This is a genomic window from Aerococcus sp. UMB7834, assembly GCF_030215145.1.
Classification (GTDB): Bacteria; Bacillota; Bacilli; order Lactobacillales; family Aerococcaceae; genus Aerococcus.
In genome coordinates, this window is the sequence record NZ_JASOLI010000003.1 from 13,289 (window position 1) to 32,257 (window position 18,969).

The 18,969-nt window shown below is 48.6% G+C and carries 11 protein-coding genes and 7 tRNA genes; 14 read left to right on the forward strand and 4 right to left on the reverse strand.

Going from position 1 to position 18,969, the window contains the following annotated elements; genetic code table 11:
• Positions 1-9 precede the first annotated feature (9 nt).
• Positions 10-1,062, reverse strand: a complete 1,053-nt coding sequence (mnmH, locus tag QP339_RS02795; RefSeq protein WP_284910334.1) for a tRNA 2-selenouridine(34) synthase MnmH — start codon at positions 1,060-1,062, stop codon at positions 10-12.
• A 312-nt stretch (positions 1,063-1,374) separates the two neighbouring features.
• Between mnmH and rpoB the strand changes: the two genes are divergently transcribed.
• Both rpoB and rpoC read left to right on the forward strand, forming a co-directional pair.
• Positions 1,375-4,962 (forward strand): DNA-directed RNA polymerase subunit beta, encoded by a 3,588-nt coding sequence (gene rpoB / locus QP339_RS02800; RefSeq protein WP_284910335.1) that lies wholly within the window; start codon positions 1,375-1,377, stop codon positions 4,960-4,962.
• A gap of 206 nt (positions 4,963-5,168) precedes the next feature.
• Positions 5,169-8,837, forward strand: coding sequence for a DNA-directed RNA polymerase subunit beta' (gene rpoC, locus QP339_RS02805; protein ID WP_284910336.1), 3,669 nt, complete (start codon positions 5,169-5,171; stop codon positions 8,835-8,837).
• 69 nt (positions 8,838-8,906) lie between these two features.
• On the opposite strand, the gene QP339_RS02810 is transcribed toward rpoC, so the two are convergent.
• Positions 8,907-9,587: a prepilin peptidase gene (locus tag QP339_RS02810; protein ID WP_284910337.1), complete on the reverse strand. Its 681-nt coding sequence runs from the start codon at positions 9,585-9,587 to the stop codon at positions 8,907-8,909.
• A 121-nt stretch (positions 9,588-9,708) separates the two neighbouring features.
• Between QP339_RS02810 and QP339_RS02815 the strand changes: the two genes are divergently transcribed.
• From QP339_RS02815 to QP339_RS02855, 9 genes are all read left to right on the forward strand, one after another.
• Positions 9,709-10,359 (forward strand): ABC transporter ATP-binding protein, encoded by a 651-nt coding sequence (locus tag QP339_RS02815; RefSeq protein WP_284910338.1) that lies wholly within the window; start codon positions 9,709-9,711, stop codon positions 10,357-10,359.
• A complete protein-coding gene (locus QP339_RS02820; protein WP_284910339.1) occupies positions 10,356-11,126 on the forward strand; it encodes an ABC transporter permease in 771 nt (256 codons plus the stop codon). The genes QP339_RS02815 and QP339_RS02820 overlap by 4 nt, the downstream gene beginning before the upstream one ends.
• A 171-nt stretch (positions 11,127-11,297) precedes the next feature.
• Positions 11,298-11,370 (forward strand) — tRNA-Val (locus QP339_RS02825).
• Between the two features lie 7 nt (positions 11,371-11,377).
• Positions 11,378-11,450, forward strand: a tRNA-Lys gene (locus QP339_RS02830).
• Positions 11,451-11,475: 25 nt separating this feature from the next.
• Positions 11,476-11,548 (forward strand) — tRNA-Thr (locus tag QP339_RS02835).
• A 10-nt stretch (positions 11,549-11,558) separates the two neighbouring features.
• A tRNA-Gly gene (locus QP339_RS02840) sits at positions 11,559-11,630 on the forward strand.
• 32 nt (positions 11,631-11,662) lie between these two features.
• Positions 11,663-11,748 (forward strand) — tRNA-Leu (locus QP339_RS02845).
• Between the two features lie 14 nt (positions 11,749-11,762).
• Positions 11,763-11,836 (forward strand) — tRNA-Arg (locus tag QP339_RS02850).
• Positions 11,837-11,839: 3 nt separating this feature from the next.
• Positions 11,840-11,913: transfer RNA gene (locus QP339_RS02855), tRNA-Pro, on the forward strand.
• A gap of 365 nt (positions 11,914-12,278) precedes the next feature.
• Here the strand turns inward: QP339_RS02855 and QP339_RS02860 are convergent.
• A complete protein-coding gene (locus QP339_RS02860; RefSeq protein WP_070620131.1) occupies positions 12,279-13,484 on the reverse strand; it encodes a NupC/NupG family nucleoside CNT transporter in 1,206 nt (401 codons plus the stop codon).
• A gap of 12 nt (positions 13,485-13,496) precedes the next feature.
• Positions 13,497-14,435, reverse strand: coding sequence for a carbohydrate kinase family protein (locus QP339_RS02865; protein WP_284910340.1), 939 nt, complete (start codon positions 14,433-14,435; stop codon positions 13,497-13,499).
• A gap of 250 nt (positions 14,436-14,685) precedes the next feature.
• Here QP339_RS02865 and QP339_RS02870 point away from each other — a divergent pair, with 250 nt between their 5' ends.
• From QP339_RS02870 to QP339_RS02880, 3 genes are all read left to right on the forward strand, one after another.
• On the forward strand, positions 14,686-15,147 hold the full coding sequence (locus tag QP339_RS02870; RefSeq protein ID WP_067974128.1) for a CtsR family transcriptional regulator: 462 nt from the start codon (positions 14,686-14,688) through the stop codon (positions 15,145-15,147).
• Between the two features lie 26 nt (positions 15,148-15,173).
• A complete protein-coding gene (locus tag QP339_RS02875) occupies positions 15,174-17,687 on the forward strand; it encodes an ATP-dependent Clp protease ATP-binding subunit (protein ID WP_284910341.1) in 2,514 nt (837 codons plus the stop codon).
• A gap of 631 nt (positions 17,688-18,318) precedes the next feature.
• Complete coding sequence (locus QP339_RS02880; RefSeq protein ID WP_067974136.1) at positions 18,319-18,582, forward strand: hypothetical protein; 264 nt, start codon at positions 18,319-18,321, stop codon at positions 18,580-18,582.
• Positions 18,583-18,969 lie beyond the last annotated feature (387 nt).

Genomic DNA, 18,969 nt, shown 5'->3' on the forward strand with positions numbered 1-18,969 from the left:
GGACGTTTTTTATTGGGGACGTGACTTAGGGAAGAAGTCCTGGGCGATGGTTCGGGCACATTGGTCGGTATCGCGATTGCAATAGTGCTTGGACATATTCTTGGCCTTGTAACGGTAACGGGGATCGTAGTAGGACTGACAGAGGGCTTCGATTAGCTGGTCGATCTTCCCTTGCTTGAAGGCCGCGATATAGGCGTCGACTCGTTGGTCAGACAAGCGTCCGCGTAGACGGTTGAGCCGGTCTAGGATCGCTTGAGGGGGGACTTGATCTTTGAGATAGTCAGCTTTTAAGATCTCAACCCGACGTGTCATGGGGGCTTCGATGAGGATTTTTTTGCCTGCTTTCATTCCTTCTTGGAGCTTTTTGGGCAGGACACAGTGTCCAATATGGGCCGATTCCCCCTCGATAAAGACGGGAAAATCACCGGGCGCTTCTTGGCAAGCTTGGGCGGCTTGTAGTTGTAGGAGAAGCTGGCTTTCGAAGGCCTTTTGACTGTGCGACCGGTTCTTTAGGTCGCCAAAGAGAGAGCCCTTGTGCTGGGCGCAAGCTTCCAGGTCGACTACAGGATAGCCCATCTGATGGAGGATGTTAAGAAGGGCTGTTTTCCCGGTTCCGGTGTAGCCGTAGAGGGTAATGGGCTGGACGAGATTGAGAATTTGATCGAGTTGGTCAATCACTGCATGGCGGTAAGATTTATAGCCACCGTCTAATTTATAAATATGAAGGCCAAGACTATAGCACAAGGCCGCTAAGGAAGAGCTCCGGAAGCCGCCGCGTGAACAATAGAGAATAGTTTTGGCGAAATCCTGGTGGCAGGACTGCAAAAAGGCAAAGTATTGGGGCAATTTTTGGCTCATGGCCTCAATACCGACTTGCTTGGCTTGGGCGATTTCGCCTGATTTATATAGGGTGCCAACCTGGGCCCGGGTTTCATTGTCGAGAACAGGCAAGGAGATAGCGCCAGGAATGTGATCCTTGTCATACTCAGCTTCTGAGCGAACGTCGATAAAGACTCGATCAGGGGTATTAAGGCTTTCTTGATAAGTAATGCTTTCGTACATGACCATCCCGCTTTCTATATATTGGGCTAGTGTAGGCCTGATTCGCAAACTTGTCAATCTTTTTTGGAAAAAGATTTGACCTGGGACGATAAATCTGCTATCATACATATGATATAGTTATTGGAATCTGCAGGAGTCGAAATATTGTCCGATTTCCCGCATATTTGGTCTAAAACAAAAGATAAGGCAAAAAAAGTGTCGATTCTTTTGTTATTTTTTTGTCTAAAAAACGGGTAAACCGGGCCAATTTTTATGATTCTTAATAAAATCTTAAAACTTTTACTGGCTTATTTTATAGAGAGGTGGCAATACATGTCGGGACATGATGTCAAGTTTGGGAAGCACAGCGTTCGCCGGAGTTATTCGCGCATCAACGAAGTGCTCGAACTACCAGATTTAATTGAAATTCAAACAGATTCTTATAAATGGTTCTTAGAAGATGGGATTGTATCCATGTTCAAGGATATCTCACCGATAGAAGACCATGCAGGGAAGCTGGCCCTAGAATTCGTGGACTACAAATTCCAAGAGCCTAAGTATGATGTCTCAGAATCACGCGCTCAAGATGCCAACTATGCGGCGCCAATGTATGCAAAACTACGTCTGATCAACAAGGAATCAGGTGAAATCAAGGACCAAGAAGTCTTCTTTGGGGACTTCCCATTGATGACCGAAGCCGGAACCTTCATTGTTAACGGGTCTGAGCGGGTGATTGTTTCGCAGTTGGTTCGTTCACCAGGGGTTTACTTCAATGAAAAGGTAGATAAGAACGGCCGCCACTCTTTCGGGACAACGGTTATTCCTAACCGTGGGGCCTGGTTAGAAACGGAAACAGACGCTAAAGGCATTTCTTACGTACGGATTGACCGGACGCGGAAGATTCAACTATCTGTCCTCGTTCGCGCGTTAGGTTTCTCCCAAGATGATCAGATCCGTGAAATCTTCGGCTCTAGCAAGACCCTCGAAGATACCATTGAAAAAGACCTCCACAAGAATGAATCCGATACCCGGACAGAAGAGGCCTTAAAGGATATTTACGAACGCCTGCGTCCAGGTGAACCAAAGACGGCAGAATCCTCAAGAAACTTGCTGGTTTCACGCTTCTTTGACCCACACCGCTATGACTTGGCACCAGTTGGTCGCTACAAGATCAATAAGAAGCTGGACTTGAAACACCGCTTAGCTGGCCAAGTGCTTGCTGAAAATATCGTGGACCCTGAAACCGGGGAAATTCTACTCGCTAAGGATACAGAACTCAGCCGCGACCTGATGGAAGACCTAGGCAAGGCCCTAGACCAAGGGGCGAATACGGTTGAGATCTATCCGAATGACCAAGCTGTTGTGCCAGAGCCTGTCCGCCTACAAGTGGTGAAGGTTTATGCGCCAAATGATCCAGACCGCGTGATCAATGTGATTGGCAATGCTAATCCAGCTGACGATGTGAAGGCCTTAACCGTTGCTGATATCATGGCTTCAATCAGCTACTTCTTGAACCTTTATGAAGGTTTGGGTAAGACCGATGATATCGACCACTTGGGTAACCGCCGGATCCGCTCAGTGGGTGAACTCTTACAGAACCAATTCCGGATTGGTCTTTCACGGATGGAGAGAGTGGTTCGGGAACGGATGTCTACCCAAGATGTCGATACGGTGACCCCACAACAATTAGTTAATATCCGTCCCGTGGTCGCTGCAATTAAGGAATTCTTCGGTTCCTCCCAGCTGTCACAGTTCATGGACCAAAACAACCCCCTATCTGAGTTGACCCACAAGCGTCGTCTCTCTGCCTTGGGGCCAGGTGGTTTGACCCGGGACCGGGCAGGCTATGAAGTTCGGGACGTGCACTATTCCCACTACGGCCGGATGTGTCCAATCGAAACGCCTGAAGGTCCGAATATCGGGCTGATCAACTCGCTGGCGACTTATGCCAAGATCAACGAGTACGGCTTTATCGAAACCCCTTACCGTCGGGTGAGCTGGGATACCCACAAGGTAACTGACAAGATCGATTACCTGACCGCCGATGAAGAAGATAATTACATCATTGCCCAAGGGAACTCGGAATTAAACGAAGATGGGTCCTTTGCCTCAGACAAGGTGATGGCTCGTTATGTGGAAGAGAATATCGAAGTAAGCCCTGAACAAGTGGACTACATGGACGTGTCGCCTAAGCAGGTAGTCGCTGTCGCAACCGCATGTATCCCCTTCTTGGAAAACGACGACTCCAACCGTGCCTTAATGGGGGCTAACATGCAGCGTCAAGCGGTGCCGCTTCTCCAACCAAATTCCCCACTTATCGGGACGGGTATGGAATACAAGGCAGCCCACGACTCAGGGACAGCTGTTATTGCTAAAGAGTCTGGGACAGTTGAATTTGTTGACGCCCGCGAAGTTCGTGTCCGTCGTGAAAATGGCGCCCTCGATAAGTACGGCTTAATCAAGTACCATCGGTCAAATGGGTCCACCTGCTACAACCAAAAACCACTGGTTCGGACTGGTGAAGAAGTTGAAGCTGGGGACATCCTAGCTGATGGGCCATCCATGCAGAATGGGGAATTGGCATTGGGCCAAAACCCACTAATCGCCTTCATGACTTGGGATGGTTACAACTACGAAGATGCGGTTATCCTTTCTGAACGTTTGGTTAAGGATGATGTGTATACTTCTATCCATATCGATGAATTAGAGTCTGAAGCTCGCGATACCAAACTCGGACCAGAAGAAATCACGCGTGAAATCCCTAATGTTGGGGAAGATGCCCTGAAGAATCTTGATGACCGCGGCATTGTTTATGTCGGTGCGGAAGTTAAGGATGGAGATATCCTAGTAGGTAAGGTAACGCCTAAGGGAGTAACCGAACTTTCTCCAGAAGAGCACCTACTCCACGCCATCTTCGGTGAAAAAGCGCGTGAAGTACGTGACACCTCACTCCGTGTCCCTCACGGTGGTGGCGGTATCGTTAATGACGTGAAGATCTTCCTGCGTGAAAACGGGGATGAACTCAAACCAGGCGTCAGCATGCTCGTTCGTGTGTATATCGTCCAAAAACGTAAAATCCAAGTCGGCGATAAGATGGCTGGGCGTCACGGGAACAAAGGGGTTGTTTCCCTCGTTCTCCCAATGGAAGACATGCCATATATGCCAGATGGGACCCCTGTTGACATCATGCTGAACCCACTCGGGGTACCTTCACGGATGAATATCGGACAGGTATTGGAACTCCACCTCGGAATGGCTGCCCGCAACATGGGCATTAAGATCGCTACCCCAGTATTTGATGGGGCAGTGGACGAAGACATTTGGTCAGCAGTTGAAGAAGCCGGCATGGCCTCAGACGCTAAGACTGTCCTTTACGATGGGCGGACCGGTGAACCATTCGATAACCGGGTTTCTGTCGGTGTGATGTACTACCTGAAACTTTCCCACATGGTCGACGACAAACTCCACGCTCGGTCAATTGGGCCATACTCCTTAGTTACCCAACAACCACTGGGTGGTAAGGCACAATTCGGGGGACAACGTTTCGGTGAAATGGAAGTTTGGGCACTGGAAGCCTACGGGGCAGCCTACACCCTCCAAGAAATCTTGACCTACAAGTCAGATGACGTCACTGGCCGGGTACAAACCTACGAAGCCATCGTCAAGGGTGAACCTATCCCACGTCCAGGCGTTCCCGAATCCTTCCGCGTACTGGTCAAAGAATTACAGTCACTCGGCCTAGACATCCAAGTCCTCGACGCCGACGACAAAGAAATCGACCTACGCGACATGGACGAAGACACCAACAATTTCAACCATAAAGAAGACAAAAAAGAAAACACAGAAACAAACGAAGACAAGACTGACGACAAAGAAGATAAATCAGACAACAAAGAAATCACAGCCAAAGAAGCAGAGTAAAGAAGGGTGTGAGCAGAGGCGTTTAGAAGCTTAACACTGGAGCACGAACGAAAAAGAGCAAGCCATGCTTGCACGTTTCGATCGTGTGAAGTGGAGGAGCTTCTGCCTCTGCGAACCCAACTGTGATTCTCGTTTTTAATGACAAGGTAGGCTTGCTGGCGAGCAACCCAGCAGGCGAGAGGCAATTATAAAGGGAGGTTGGCCCCTTGGTCGATGTTAATAAATTTGAAAGTATGAAGATCGGTTTAGCATCCCCTGATAAAATTCGTTCCTGGTCTTACGGTGAAGTGAAGAAACCAGAAACAATCAACTATCGGACGCTAAAACCTGAAAAAGACGGTCTTTTCTGTGAACGTATCTTTGGTCCCTCCAAGGACTGGGAATGTTCATGTGGGAAGTACAAACGGATCCGCTATGCGGGTGTCGTTTGTGACCGTTGTGGGGTAGAAGTTACCCGTTCTAAAGTTCGTCGGGAACGGATGGGCCATATTGAATTGGCAACACCCGTTACTCACATTTGGTATTTCAAAGGCATCCCTAGCCGGATGGGTCTCTTATTAGACATGAGCCCACGTGCTCTCGAAGAAGTGATTTACTTTGCTTCTTATGTGGTGACAGATGCCGGGGATACTCCTCTTGAATACAAGCAACTCTTATCAGAGAAAGAATTCCGTGAATACAAGATGGAATACGGCAACCGTTTCCAAGCTGGCATGGGAGCAGAGTCTATTAAGACCCTCTTAGGTCAAGTTAACTTGGAGAAGGAATGCGCGGAATTGAAGGAAGTCCTAACCAGTGCACGCGGTCAAAAACGAACCCGGGCAATCCGTCGTTTGGATATCCTAGAAGCCTTCCGTAAGTCCGGTAATAATCCAGAGTGGATGGTTATGGATGTTATTCCAGTTATTCCACCAGAACTCCGCCCAATGGTTCAACTCGATGGGGGTCGTTTTGCGACATCTGACTTGAACGATCTTTACCGTCGGGTGATCAACCGGAATAATCGTTTGAAACGCTTGTTAGACTTAAATGCGCCAAACATCATTGTTCAAAATGAAAAGCGGATGCTCCAAGAAGCTGTGGATGCCTTGGTTGATAATGGCCGCCGTGGCCGCCCTGTTACTGGGGCTGGGAACCGTCCATTGAAGTCCCTATCTCATATGTTAAAAGGGAAGCAAGGCCGCTTCCGTCAAAACTTGCTCGGTAAGCGTGTCGACTATTCTGGCCGTTCTGTTATCGCCATCGGTCCATCGCTCAAGATGTACCAATGTGGCCTGCCTAAGGAAATGGCCTTGGAACTCTTCAAGCCTTTCTTAATGCGCGAATTAGTGGGCCGTGAAATTGCCGCCAACGTGAAGCATGCCAAGCGGATGATTGAGCACCAAGACGAAAAGGTTTGGGATGTTCTTGAAGAAATTATCAAGGAACACCCTGTTCTCCTTAACCGGGCACCTACCCTTCACCGTTTGGGGATCCAGGCCTTTGAACCTGTTCTCGTTGAAGGGAAAGCCATCCGTCTCCACCCGCTAGCTTGTGAAGCTTATAATGCCGACTTTGATGGGGACCAAATGGCGGTCCACCTACCACTCGGCGAAGAAGCCCAAGCGGAAGCACGGATCTTGATGTTAGCTGCTACCCACATCTTGAACCCTAAAGATGGCCAGCCAGTGGTTACCCCATCTCAGGATATGGTTCTAGGAAACTATTACCTGACTATGGAAAGCGCTGGGGCTATCGGTGAAGGAATAGCTGTTTCTTCAGTTGATGAAGCGATGACAGCTTATAAGAGCGGCAATGTGGAATTGCACACCCGGGTGGTCATTGATACCGATTCCTTACCAGGCAAGAACTGGACGGAAGACCAAAAAGGTAAGCTTATCCGGACAACGATCGGGAAACTTTTCTTCAACCAAATTATTCCAGATGGCTTCAACTACTTGAACGAACCAACCCAAGAAAACTTGAATGACAGCTTGCCAGACAAGTACTTCTTGGAAGCTGGTGCGGATGTTGAGGAAGAAATCAAACGTGCAGAATTAGTCCCTCCATTCAAGAAGGGTTACTTAGAAAGCATCATCGCTCGCGTCTTCAAGCAATTCAAGGTAACGGAAACCCAAATGATGCTTGACCGCTTGAAGGATCTCGGTTTCGAATTCTCAACCAAGTCAGGGATTACGGTAGGTATCTCAGACATTACCGTCTTGGATACGAAGAATGAACTGGTAGATGAAGGCCACAAACGTGTGGATAACATCACCAAGCAATACCGTCGCGGTTTAATTACTGATGATGAACGCTATGAACAAGTCATTAGCACTTGGAACAAGGTCAAAGATGAAATTGAAAACCGCCTGAAGAACTCTCTATCGGCAGAAAACCCATTCTTCATCATGATGGACTCTGGGGCCCGGGGTAACATCTCCAACTTTACTCAGTTGGCCGGGATGCGGGGTCTGATGGCTGGTCCTAACGGTAAGATTATCGAATTGCCTGTAACCTCCAACTTCCGGGAAGGCTTATCGGTTCAAGAGATGTTTATCTCCACGCACGGTGCTCGTAAAGGAATGACCGATACGGCGCTGAAGACAGCCGACTCTGGTTACTTGACCCGTCGTCTGGTTGACGTGGCCCAAGATGTGATCATCAAGGAAAGCAATTGCCACACTGACCGTGGTTTGCGGGTTTCAGCTATCCGTGAAGGTAATGAAATGATTGAAAGCTTGGAAGAACGTCTGACAGGCCGCTACCTTCAAAAAGAGGTTCGCCATCCTGAAACAGGCGAAGTCCTTGCCCACCATGACCAATTGATTTCAGAAGAAGTAGCTAAGAAGATTGTAGAAGCTGGCGTTGAAGAAGTGACCATCCGCTCCGTCTTTACCTGCAACACTCCATACGGTGTCTGCAAGCACTGCTACGGCTCTGACTTGGCAACGAATGGTGAAGTTGAAGTCGGTGAAGCGGTCGGAACCATCGCTGCCCAATCTATCGGGGAGCCTGGTACCCAGTTGACCATGCGGACCTTCCACACGGGCGGGGTTGCCGGTGACGATATCACCCAAGGTCTCCCTCGTGTACAAGAAATTGTGGAAGCACGCCATCCGAAAGGGCGCGCTGTGATTACAGAAGTTACAGGTGTGGTTACCGACATTAACCAAAACGAAGCAACCCGTGAAAAGACCGTTAACGTCAAAGGGCTTACGGATGAACGAGAATATGTTGTTCCTTATACAGCCCGTATGCTCGTTGAAGTAGGCGACACCATCAAACGTGGGGACCGCTTGACTGAAGGGTCAATCGATCCGAAAGAATTGCTCCACATCACGGACGCACTCACTGTTCAAACTTACATGTTAAGTGAAATTCAGCGAGTTTACCGGATGCAAGGGGTAGACATCAACGACAAGCACGTGGAAGTGATGCTCCGTCAAATGCTCCGTAAAGTACGTGTCCTCGATCCAGGGACAACTGACCTCTTACCAGGTAAGTTGATGGATCTCGAAGACTTCAGCAAGGAAAATGCGGAAGCTATTAAGACGGGATCTATTCCAGCGACTGCCCAACCTGTCCTTCTTGGGATTACCAAGGCGGCTCTGGAAACCAACAGCTTCTTATCAGCTGCTTCCTTCCAGGAAACCACCAAGGTCCTTACCGATGCGTCGATTCGTGGCAAGCGGGATAACCTGCTCGGCCTGAAAGAGAATGTTATTATCGGTAAGATCATCCCAGCAGGTACAGGGATGGCCCGCTACCGTTACATGGAACCTAAGAAATTAGGCGAAGTGCCAACAACGGAAGAATATGTGACCAATGAAGATGGGGAACAAGTGATTGTTGAGCACCCTGTTGAACCTGAAAACTATGTGGGACACCCATAGAACATTTCGTTTAAAAAATTGAAAATTAATCAAATTTTAGAGGCTGGAACTTTTCTTCCAGCCTTTTTTCTATGGGAAAAGTAGAAGGATAATCACAGCCAGGCTAATGAAGGGAACGAAGGGGAGGGGATGGTGTTTGGCTTGGCGGCTGAGGAAGAAATAGGCCAGGGCTAGGCCTGAGCTGAGAAAGATGATTTCCAGACTGGCGGCTAGGCCATATGCTAGGCAGAGGCTGGTGAAGAGCTTGATATCCGCTCCGCCAAGGCCTTCTTTGATGACTTGGTTGAGGGCGTAGAGGGCCAGGCAAAGGGCCAGGGCCTGGAGCCAGCGCTCTAATTGCCAGGTCTCTTCGCGTGCTAGGCAGGCGAAGAAGAGAAGGACCTGGAAGCGGTCAGGGACGACCAGGGCAGTGAGGTCTGTGGCTGTCATAAGGGTTAAGATAGCGAGAATGACCAGGTCGCTGTAAGCCTCTTGAGAGATCAGGTAGAAGGCTGTACAAGCGAATAGGGCCTCAATTAGAGGGTAGTAGAGGGGGACAGGGGTTCGGCAAACTTGGCACCTGCCCCGGCAGAGCAGATAGCCTAGGATGGGGCAGAGGGCCCAATAAGGGAGTCTGGCCTGGCAATGGTCGCACTGGGACCGTCCCCAAATAATGGCACCGGAGTGGATGGTGCGGTAGGCCCAGAGCATGAGAAAGGATGCTAGGCAGGCTAGGGCAAAGAATAAATAGATTTGACTGAGCATTAACATGATGTATAACCTCCTTACTCATATATAAACGAAAAATGGCAAAATTCACGTCGGATTTATTATTTTTATTTGGCCGAATCTTTCGTTATAATGGAGAAAATACCCAGAAAGGTTGATGGCTATGCTAACATTGACGGATATCTCTTATGCTAGGGATGGCCGGCAGATCCTAGACAAGATTAATCTCCAAGTCCAAGCGGGAGAGTCTCTGTCTATTAATGGCCCCTCAGGCAGTGGCAAATCGACCATCCTGAAGATTATCGCCCAATTGCTTAGACAAGATAGCGGCCAAATCACTTACCAGGGCAAAGCAGCCCAAAACTATGACTACCAAAGCTACCGCCAAGACGTTTCTTATTGCGTTCAAAATCCCGTCCTCTTTGGTAAAAGCGTCCAGGATAACTTTGATTTCGTCGCCGAGGCCCATCAGAAGGCCCTGGACCAGGACCGTTTAGCGATGCTTAAAGCGGCTCTGGGCTTAGCTGACCTGACCGATGACCAAGGGGTGGAGACCCTGTCAGGGGGCGAGCGTCAGCGTCTGGCCTTGATCCGCCACCTGGTTTTCCCGCCCAAGATCCTCTTATTGGATGAGGTTGTCTCTTCTTTGGATGAAGCTTCTGCCCAGGCGGTCTGGCAGCTTATTTTGGCTGAGGCAGATCGCTGGGGCATGGCCCTGCTCTGGATTTCCCACCGGCCAGAAGACCAAGACATGGCCGACCGGTCTCTCTACTTAGTGGATGGTCACTTGCAGGAAGGAGGAAGTAAGTCATGACCCATGAACTCGTCATTAGTCCCACTTCTCTAGCCCTATCCTTCGTCCTCGTCTTGGTAGCGCTGGCGATTTCTTATAAGGAGAAGCTGGGCCTCAATAAAGATATGTTGGTTGCAGTTGTGCGTATGATTGTCCAATTAGTTGTGGTTGGTTACATCCTGACCTATGTCTTCCAGATCGATAGCTTCTGGGTGACCCTGGTAGCGATGGGGATCATGATCTTTAATTCAGCCTGGAACGCCAAGAAGCGTGCCCAGGGTCTAAGCAATGCCTTTAAGATTTCCCTAATAGCGATCTTTTCGGGGATTGGACTATCGGTGCTAATTTTGGTCTTATCTGGCACCCTGCAATTTGTACCCCAGCAGATGATTCCGATTACCGGCATGCTGGCTGGTAACGGAATGAAGATTGTTGGGCTATGCTTTAACAATATGCACACTCTCTTCGATGCCCGCCGTCAAGAAGTCTTTGAGAAGCTGGCTCTCGGCGCCTCTACCAAGCAGGCCTCCTGGTCGATCATCCATGATACCATCAAAGGGGCCCTCCAACCGACCATCGATGGAATGCGGACCCTGGGCCTGGTGACCTTACCTGGCATGATGACCGGGATGATGATGGCTGGCTCCATGCCTCTCCAGGCAATTATGTATCAGATTATGGTTTACTTCATGATCTTGTCCTGCGGGGCAGTGGCTAGTATCCTCTGTACCTATTTGGCCTATCCCCACTACTTCACTGAATTCGGGCAATTGAAGGAAAAATTCTAGAAAAAATCAAAAAAGCTCTTGCCTAAAACCAAAGAACTGTGCTATACTTATCAAGTGGTCACGAGAGAACAGTTCTTTGGGATGAGAGCTTAAAAATGTCAAAAAAACTATTGACTAAAATCAAATCTCGTGATATTATATAATAGTTGTTAGAAAACAACTTACCGACATGGAGGATTAGCTCAGCTGGGAGAGCGTCTGCCTTACAAGCAGGATGTCGGGGGTTCGAACCCCTCATCCTCCATAACTTTGATTCGTTAGCTCAGTCGGTAGAGCATCTGACTTTTAATCAGAGGGTCGGGAGTTCGAGCCTCCCACGGATCATAACAAATTCGAATATGAATTTGATGCCGGCTTAGCTCAGTTGGTAGAGCATCTGATTTGTAATCAGAGGGTCGAGGGTTCAAGACCTTTAGCCGGCATGTATATCACGCGGAATTAGTTCAGTGGTAGAACATCACCTTGCCAAGGTGGGGGTCGCGAGTTCGAATCTCGTATTCCGCTTATTTGTTTTTTATGGATCTGCTTGTTAATAGGCCGGGGTGGCGGAACTGGCAGACGCACAGGACTTAAAATCCTGCGGTGGTTACACACCGTACCGGTTCGATTCCGGTCCTCGGCATTATAATTTTATACGCACCCATGGCTCAACTGGATAGAGTACCTGACTACGAATCAGGCGGTTGCAGGTTCGAATCCTGCTGGGTGCATACCGGGAAATAGCTCAGCTTGGTAGAGCACTTGGTTTGGGACCAAGGGGTCGCAGGTTCGAATCCTGTTTTCCCGACTCGATTAAGACCTTACCTTCTGTAAGGTCTTTTTTGTATGTGGAATGGGATAAAAATGAGAGTGTGACAAAAGTCGTTCAGCCCTGAGCCAGCTAACGCATACTATATCTGTAACTCGCTGCGCTTCGAACAGCTATAGCAACTGTCCGCAAAGGCTGGTAGAGCCTTGTGAGTGGCTCTACCAGCCTTTGTGAAGTGGAGTCAGAGCTGACTTTTGGAGCAGGTTTGGGCCTGTACGGTTGACGCCTACTAGCCGTAATTCACATCGCTTGCATGTTGATGGCTAACAATTAAAATAGCGATCGCTCCACTGCCCAATCTATGGGCAGTGGAGCGATCGCTTTTACTGTGCTTTATTTTACTTTTAGAAGAAGAGACCGACTACGCTGGCTACGAGTAGGGAAGAGAGAATTGAACCCAAGAGGACCTTAACTAAAGATTGGGAAAGGACCTTGGATTGCTTCTCACTAATGCCCTTGATGGCGCCGAGGGTAATCCCCATGGTACCGAAGTTGGAGAAGGATACCAGGTAGGTGGCAACCATAGCTTGGGTCTTAGCGCTAGCCCCACCTAGGAGACTTTGGAATTCACCCATAGCAACGAATTCGTTGGTCAATAGCTTGGTCGCCATGAGACTCCCCGCTTTAACAATGTCTTCGCTTGGAATCCCGATAATGAAAGCCAAGGGTGAGAAGACATAGCCCATGGTTTCGGTGAAGGTGATGCCGAAGATTCCTTCAACAATGGAGTTCAGGAAGGTGATCAAGGATACGAAACCAATCACCATGGCAGCGATAATAATAGCAAGGTTGAAGCCATCAGTGATGTATGAACCGAGCATGTCAAAGAAGTTGCCTTTGTCTTCTGCACTTTCTTCTAGTAGTTCAAATTCTTCGCCAGTTTCGACTTCTTCCGCTTCGTAAGGGTTCATGATGCTGGTGATAACTAGAGCAGCGAAGATGTTTAAGAAGACTGCTACAACGACATATTCGCCAGGAATCATTTGCATATAAGCAGCTAGGGTTGAAGCTCCGACTGCAGACATCCCAGACAAGCAGATGGTGAAGAGGGAGCGAGGGTCCATGCCTTGGATAATTTCTTTAATCGAAATAAAAGCTGAGGTGTTCCCGAGTACAGCTGTTGAAATAGCGAATTGGCTTTCGACTTCTCCCATACCGGTAATGAAGTTGATCCCTTTTCCAACCCATTTCATGATGAAGGGGAGAACTTTGATATAGTTCAAGATCCCAATCAGTGCTGAAATGAAGACCAGGGGCAAAAGAACGTTGAAGAAGAAGACTGAAGCGCCTTCTTCGATGACGATGCCGCCGAAGACGAAGCTAATCCCACCTTGGGCTTGGGCAATCAGCCAGCTGAAGAAGTTGGAAATGCCTTCCAGAGCAGTGATCCCTGCTGAGGTCCTGAGGCAGATGAAGGTGAGGACCAACATAGCGACAAACATCATGGCGATATTTTTAATTTTACTTGTGATCTTTGAACGATCATAGGATAAGAGGGCAGCCAGTGCTAAAATGACCAGGATCCCAATTAAATTCCGAATAATTCCCACAGTATATTCCTCCTATTGTTTATAATCTTGGGCACGTTTAACAACAGCTGATATTGACAGGTCTTCGTAGACCGAGTGCATGGTGCTGGTTGCTAAATTCGCTGCAGCTTGGGCGAGTTGGGTCACTTCCTTAATGTCCAGTTCATGGCCGTAGTGGTAGTTGGCCCAGACAATGGTTGCCATAGCACAGTCACCTGCGCCGTTCGCGCTAATCACGTCGGATTCTAGCACTGGGACATAGTGGGTTTCTTCTGAGTTGGCACAGACCATTCCCTTGGCACCTAGGGAGATGAAGGCATTGTTGACGCCAAGCTCTATCAGTTTTTCGGCAGCTTGACGGGCTGTTTTCTCGTCAAGGATCTTGATACCCGTATAGAGTTCTGCTTCATATTGGTTGGGCTTGATGGTGTCGATCCGATCTAAGACCGCTTCGAAACGTGCCGCCTTGGCTACTGATACAGGCTCTACATAGAGGGGCGCCTCGACATGATCAACAATCCACTCAATCGTTTCCCGGGAGATATTGGCGTCGATGACACAAATCTTGGCTTGGTTTAAGAAGTCCAGGCGGTCGGCCAAGAAGTCTGGTGTGATACATTTAACGATATCCATATCGTTGACACCGGTAATCATATCCCCGTCGCTATCTGTAACATAGAGATAGGTTGAGGTGTGTTCGTCCTCTAATTTCTCTGCATAATCGAGGGAAATATTTAATTCTCGACATGATTTTTCAACTAGTAAACCAAAATCATCATCACCATATGCGGTCACGAGATAGGTCGGTACCTCTAATTGCACTAAATTGTGCGCGATATTACGGCCGACACCCCCTGGGCTCAGGTAGATGTGGCCAATGTTGGAATCACGCTCCCGGTACATGGGACCAGAAATCCCTGCAATATCCATGTTTAAGCCGCCGATAATTGCGACATATGACTCATTCGTCATCCCACTGCCTCCTTTAAAATTTGCATAAGATTGCACGCTTTCTATTATACACAATTCTTCTTAAGAATGGCATGATTTCATGAAATTGTAAAGAGAAAGCGCTTTAAAAATTAGCTGGTCTAAAGCCGATCAGACCGGGGCAAAAGCTTGGTTTGGTCAAGTTTTGAAAGACAAAAATATTGACGCTTGGCTGAAAATTCGGTATGATAAAGTTGAATGTCAAACTTAGTCAGACTAGAGGTGATTAAAAATGCGTAATAAAAACATGTCTGATATAATAGAAGCCTACCTGAAACAAGTCTTACAGGAGTCGTCGAATGTTGAAATTCGGCGGAGTGAAATCGCTGAACGCTTCGAGTGTGTTCCCTCACAAATTAACTATGTCATTAATACCCGCTTTACTCCTCAGAATGGTTATCATGTGGAGAGTAAACGTGGGGGCGGTGGTTATATTCGTATCGTTAAGATGACGGTAGTTGATGAGGCGGACTATATTGATTCGATGATTCAGCTGATTGGCGACGAATTATCAGATAAGGACGCCCAAGCAATTATTAGTAATTTACACAAGAATGACTTGCTTACGAAGTTGGAAGCGCGCTTGATCTATGCGAGCTTAGACAAGGACGTCATGGCCCATGTGAACCAAGCCGATTCCTTACGCGCCTTGATCTTAACGAATGTGCTTCGTAAGTTGAAATACGATCATTAAACTGCGCGAAGATTGGAGTTTAGACCATGAAAGAAATCTATACGGAAAAAGCCCAGAAAGCCTTAGCCTATGCCTTAGATGCGGCGAAGGATTTCCGCCACCATGCCATTGGGACAGAGCACCTCTTGATGGGTCTTCTAGCCGAACCTGATGGCATCGCCCATGCGGTCCTGAGCCCTCATATTGATGACTATGAAACCCTTAAGGAAGAGGTCGAGTTCGTAGTGGGCTATGGTTCAGGCCAAGATCCTTATAATGAATTAGGCGAGCCTGTCTATTCCCCCCGTGCCAACAAAGTGCTCTACCTCAGTACGGAAGAAGCTAAGAAGAATCGGGCTTCCTTAGTAGGGACCGAACATATCCTCTTGGCTCTCATGCAAGAAGAAGTCCTAGCTACCCGTATTTTACGGAATTTAGGGGCGGATCCAGATATTATCCGCCGCGACATCTACCAGATGCTCGGCCTGCCTTTAGATAGGGGGGGACGCAAGAAACAAGGGAAAGTTGATCCTCACAAGAGTAAGACCCCAACCTTGGATGCAGTCAGCAAGGATTTAACCAAACGGGCCCACAATGGCCAACTTGACCCCATCATCGGTCGGGAAAAAGAAGCTCGACGCATCCTCCAGATTCTCAGCCGCCGGACTAAGAATAACCCTGTCCTCGTGGGCGAACCTGGTGTAGGTAAGACCGCTATTGCGGAAGGCCTAGCCCAGGCCATTGTCAGTGGACAAGTCCCCGAAAGCTTAGAGAACAAGCGCTTGATGATGCTCGACATGGGCTCTTTGATTGCGGGAACTAAGTACCGGGGTGAATTCGAAGACCGGATGAAACATCTGATTGAGGAAGTCATCCAAGATGGACAGGTCATTCTTTTCATCGACGAATTGCATACCCTTATCGGAGCTGGCGGGGCAGAAGGGACAATGGATGCTTCCAATATCCTTAAACCCGCCCTAGCCCGCGGTGAAGTTCAAGTGATTGGGGCAACCACCCTTAATGAATATCAGAAGTATATTGAAAAAGATGCTGCTCTAGAACGGCGCTTTGCCAAAGTCCAAGTTGATGAACCGACAATTGAAGAAACCCGGTCCATCCTGGCCGGCATCCGCCAAGCCTATGCGGACTTCCACCAAGTGACGATTACCGATGAAGCTATTGACGCAGCAGCCAATTTAAGTGCGCGTTATATTTCCGACCGCTTCCTACCAGACAAAGCCATCGACGTGATGGATGAAGCCGCAGCAACCAAACGCCTGGATGCCCAAGGGAAAACGGACCAAGCTGGCAAGAGTCAGGACTTGGTTCGCGACTACCGGCAACTCGAAGAAGCCAAGCTAAGGTGTGTGGCTGAGCAGAACTTCCAAGAGGCTGCCAAGCTCCATGCCAAGCAAAAAGAGCTGGAAGAAGCCCTCAATAAGTTAGAGACCAAGCGTAAGAAGAAAAAGCAAAACTATAACTTATCGATCGGCGAAGAGGAGATTGCCGCAATCATTGCTCAATGGACCGGCATCCCTATTAGCCAGCTCACCGAAACGGAAAATCAGAAGATCTTAGCCTTGGAGGAACGCCTCCACCGTCGGGTCAAAGGCCAGGATGAGGCGACCAATGCGGTGGCTCGTGCTGTACGCCGGGCCCATTCCGGGATCAAAGACCCCAACCGGCCTATCGGTTCCTTTATGTTCCTAGGCCCAACCGGGGTCGGGAAGACCGAATTAGCCAAGAGCCTGAGCGAAGAGCTCTTCGGTTCCGAACGCCACTTGATCCGGGTCGATATGTCCGAATTTATGGAAAAATACTCAACCAGCCGGATGATTGGTTCTGCCCCAGGCTATGTGGGCTATGACGAAGGGGGTCAATTGACCGAAAAAGTACGCCAACACCCTTATTCAGTCGTGCTCTTTGATGAAGTGGAGAAGGCCCATCCCGATATTTTTGACCTACTCTTGCAAATCCTCGATGATGGCTACATCACAGATAGCAAAGGCCGGATGGTGGATTTCCGCAATACCATCATTATCATGACCTCAAACCTCGGAGCAACCGCCCTGCGTGATGAGAAGACAGTCGGTTTTGGTCAGGAGTCCGTCAGCCATGACTATGACCGGATGAGCCAACGTATCCGGGAAGAATTGAAGCAACAATTCCGTCCCGAATTCCTCAACCGGGTGGATGAAATTATCGTCTTCCACTCCCTGAACCAAGAACAAGTGGGCGAAATCGTCAGCAAATTTACAGATGCCATGGCCGAACAATTGGCCCAACAAGGTATTGACCTCCGTCTCACCCACGGCGCCATCAAAGTCCTCGCTGAAAAAGGCTTTAGTCCAGAATACGGAGCCCGTCCCGTGCGTCGGGAAATCCAAAGCCAAATCGAAGACCCACTCAGCGACCTCATCCTATCCCAAGCCGTCGGAGAAGGCGACCGCCTAACCATCGGCTCACGCCAAGGCAAACTCTACATTCGCATCCAACACGAAGACGGCAGCGAAGAAAAAGAAAGCCTATCGAAAGTCCAGGGTGTGAGCAAAGGCGTTTAGAAAAGGATGACTGGAGGCAAAAGGGATAAGAACGGCTTTAGCCGGTCGTTCCCTTTTGCTAAAGTCACTCCTTTTCTGCCTTTGCGAACCCGACTAGTCCAGGGTGTGAGGGCGCACGGGTAGAAGTGGACCTCTGGAGCAAAGCAACAGAGAAGACTAAAAGTCTTCGACGGCGCTTTGTGAAGAGGAACCACTTCTGTGCGACCGAACCCGACTACACAGGGTGAGAGAGGATGCGGGAGAAAGGGAGCTCTGGAGTAAAAGGACAGAGAAGGCTACAAGCCTTCGACGTCCTTTTGCGAAGAGGAGCCCTTTCTGCATTCTCGAACCCGACTATCAGGGTGAGAGGGCAGGCGGTTAGCTGAACACTCAAACAAGCCCGTTGACTGTGGACTGATAGAAATGAACCCACAATCAGGCTAACGGAGTGTGTGTTAGCAGCTTTCAATCCCCACACGAGACTATAAAGTGTGGGTTGACCAGCCAGGAGGCACTACCCCATAAGCTAAATGATATGTGAAGAGAGTTGGCCCGGCGCCAGCTCTTTTTATTCGTCTTTCCAGGGGCAAACTTTTCAGCTGCCAAGCCTGTATGGTATAATGCTAGAAACAGAAGAAGTGAGGTGGATGGTATGGATAAGAAAACAAAGGCGGGACTTTTTGTATTAGGTTCTCTCGCTGCAGTGACAGCGGTAGCTGCTGTTGCATTTTTTGAAGAAGATAATGAATCGACCTTTAGTAACTTGCTAGATACGGTGGGCAAGAAGGGCAAGGCCCATGGACAAGACTTGGTCGATAAGTTGCCCTTCTTTTCGGATGATTCTTCAGCCGGTAAGTGGAAAGATCGGGCATCAGACCTTTACCAATTGGTTGACTCTTTCCGGTCAGATGATTAGATCCAACCGTCTTGGTGAGTGTCTGAACGATGACTCAATGGTCAAGACTGGAAAAAGAACTGTTTAAGGTTATAAGAGAGTGTGACAAAAGTCGATCAGGCCTGAACCACTGGAGCGAACTATGAGAAATCGTTTACTAACGATTTCTCATAGTTCGTGAAGTGGATGTCAGGCCTGACTTTTGGAGCAGGTTTTTGAAAAAATGTTCACTATTTAAAAAGAGGCTGGAACTTTTGTCCCAGCCTCTTTTTATTTAAGGTAAGAGCAAAGACGTTTAGAAGCTTACCATTGGGACACGAACGAAAAAGAGCAAGCTGTGCTTGCGCCTTTCGATCGTGTGAAGTGAAGAAGCTTCTGTCTTTGCGAAATCATTCCGACTTTGCCAAG

Coding starts and splice junctions, on each gene's coding strand:
- QP339_RS02875 (WP_284910341.1), top strand. CDS start 15,174: ATGAAAGAAATCTATACGGAAAAAGCCCAGAAAGCCTTAGCCTATGCC.
- rpoB (WP_284910335.1), top strand. CDS start 1,375: ATGTCGGGACATGATGTCAAGTTTGGGAAGCACAGCGTTCGCCGGAGT.
- QP339_RS02820 (WP_284910339.1), top strand. CDS start 10,356: ATGACCCATGAACTCGTCATTAGTCCCACTTCTCTAGCCCTATCCTTC.
- QP339_RS02810 (WP_284910337.1), bottom strand. CDS start 9,587: ATGTTAATGCTCAGTCAAATCTATTTATTCTTTGCCCTAGCCTGCCTA.
- mnmH (WP_284910334.1), bottom strand. CDS start 1,062: ATGTACGAAAGCATTACTTATCAAGAAAGCCTTAATACCCCTGATCGA.
- QP339_RS02870 (WP_067974128.1), top strand. CDS start 14,686: ATGCGTAATAAAAACATGTCTGATATAATAGAAGCCTACCTGAAACAA.
- QP339_RS02815 (WP_284910338.1), top strand. CDS start 9,709: ATGCTAACATTGACGGATATCTCTTATGCTAGGGATGGCCGGCAGATC.
- QP339_RS02865 (WP_284910340.1), bottom strand. CDS start 14,435: ATGACGAATGAGTCATATGTCGCAATTATCGGCGGCTTAAACATGGAT.
- QP339_RS02880 (WP_067974136.1), top strand. CDS start 18,319: ATGGATAAGAAAACAAAGGCGGGACTTTTTGTATTAGGTTCTCTCGCT.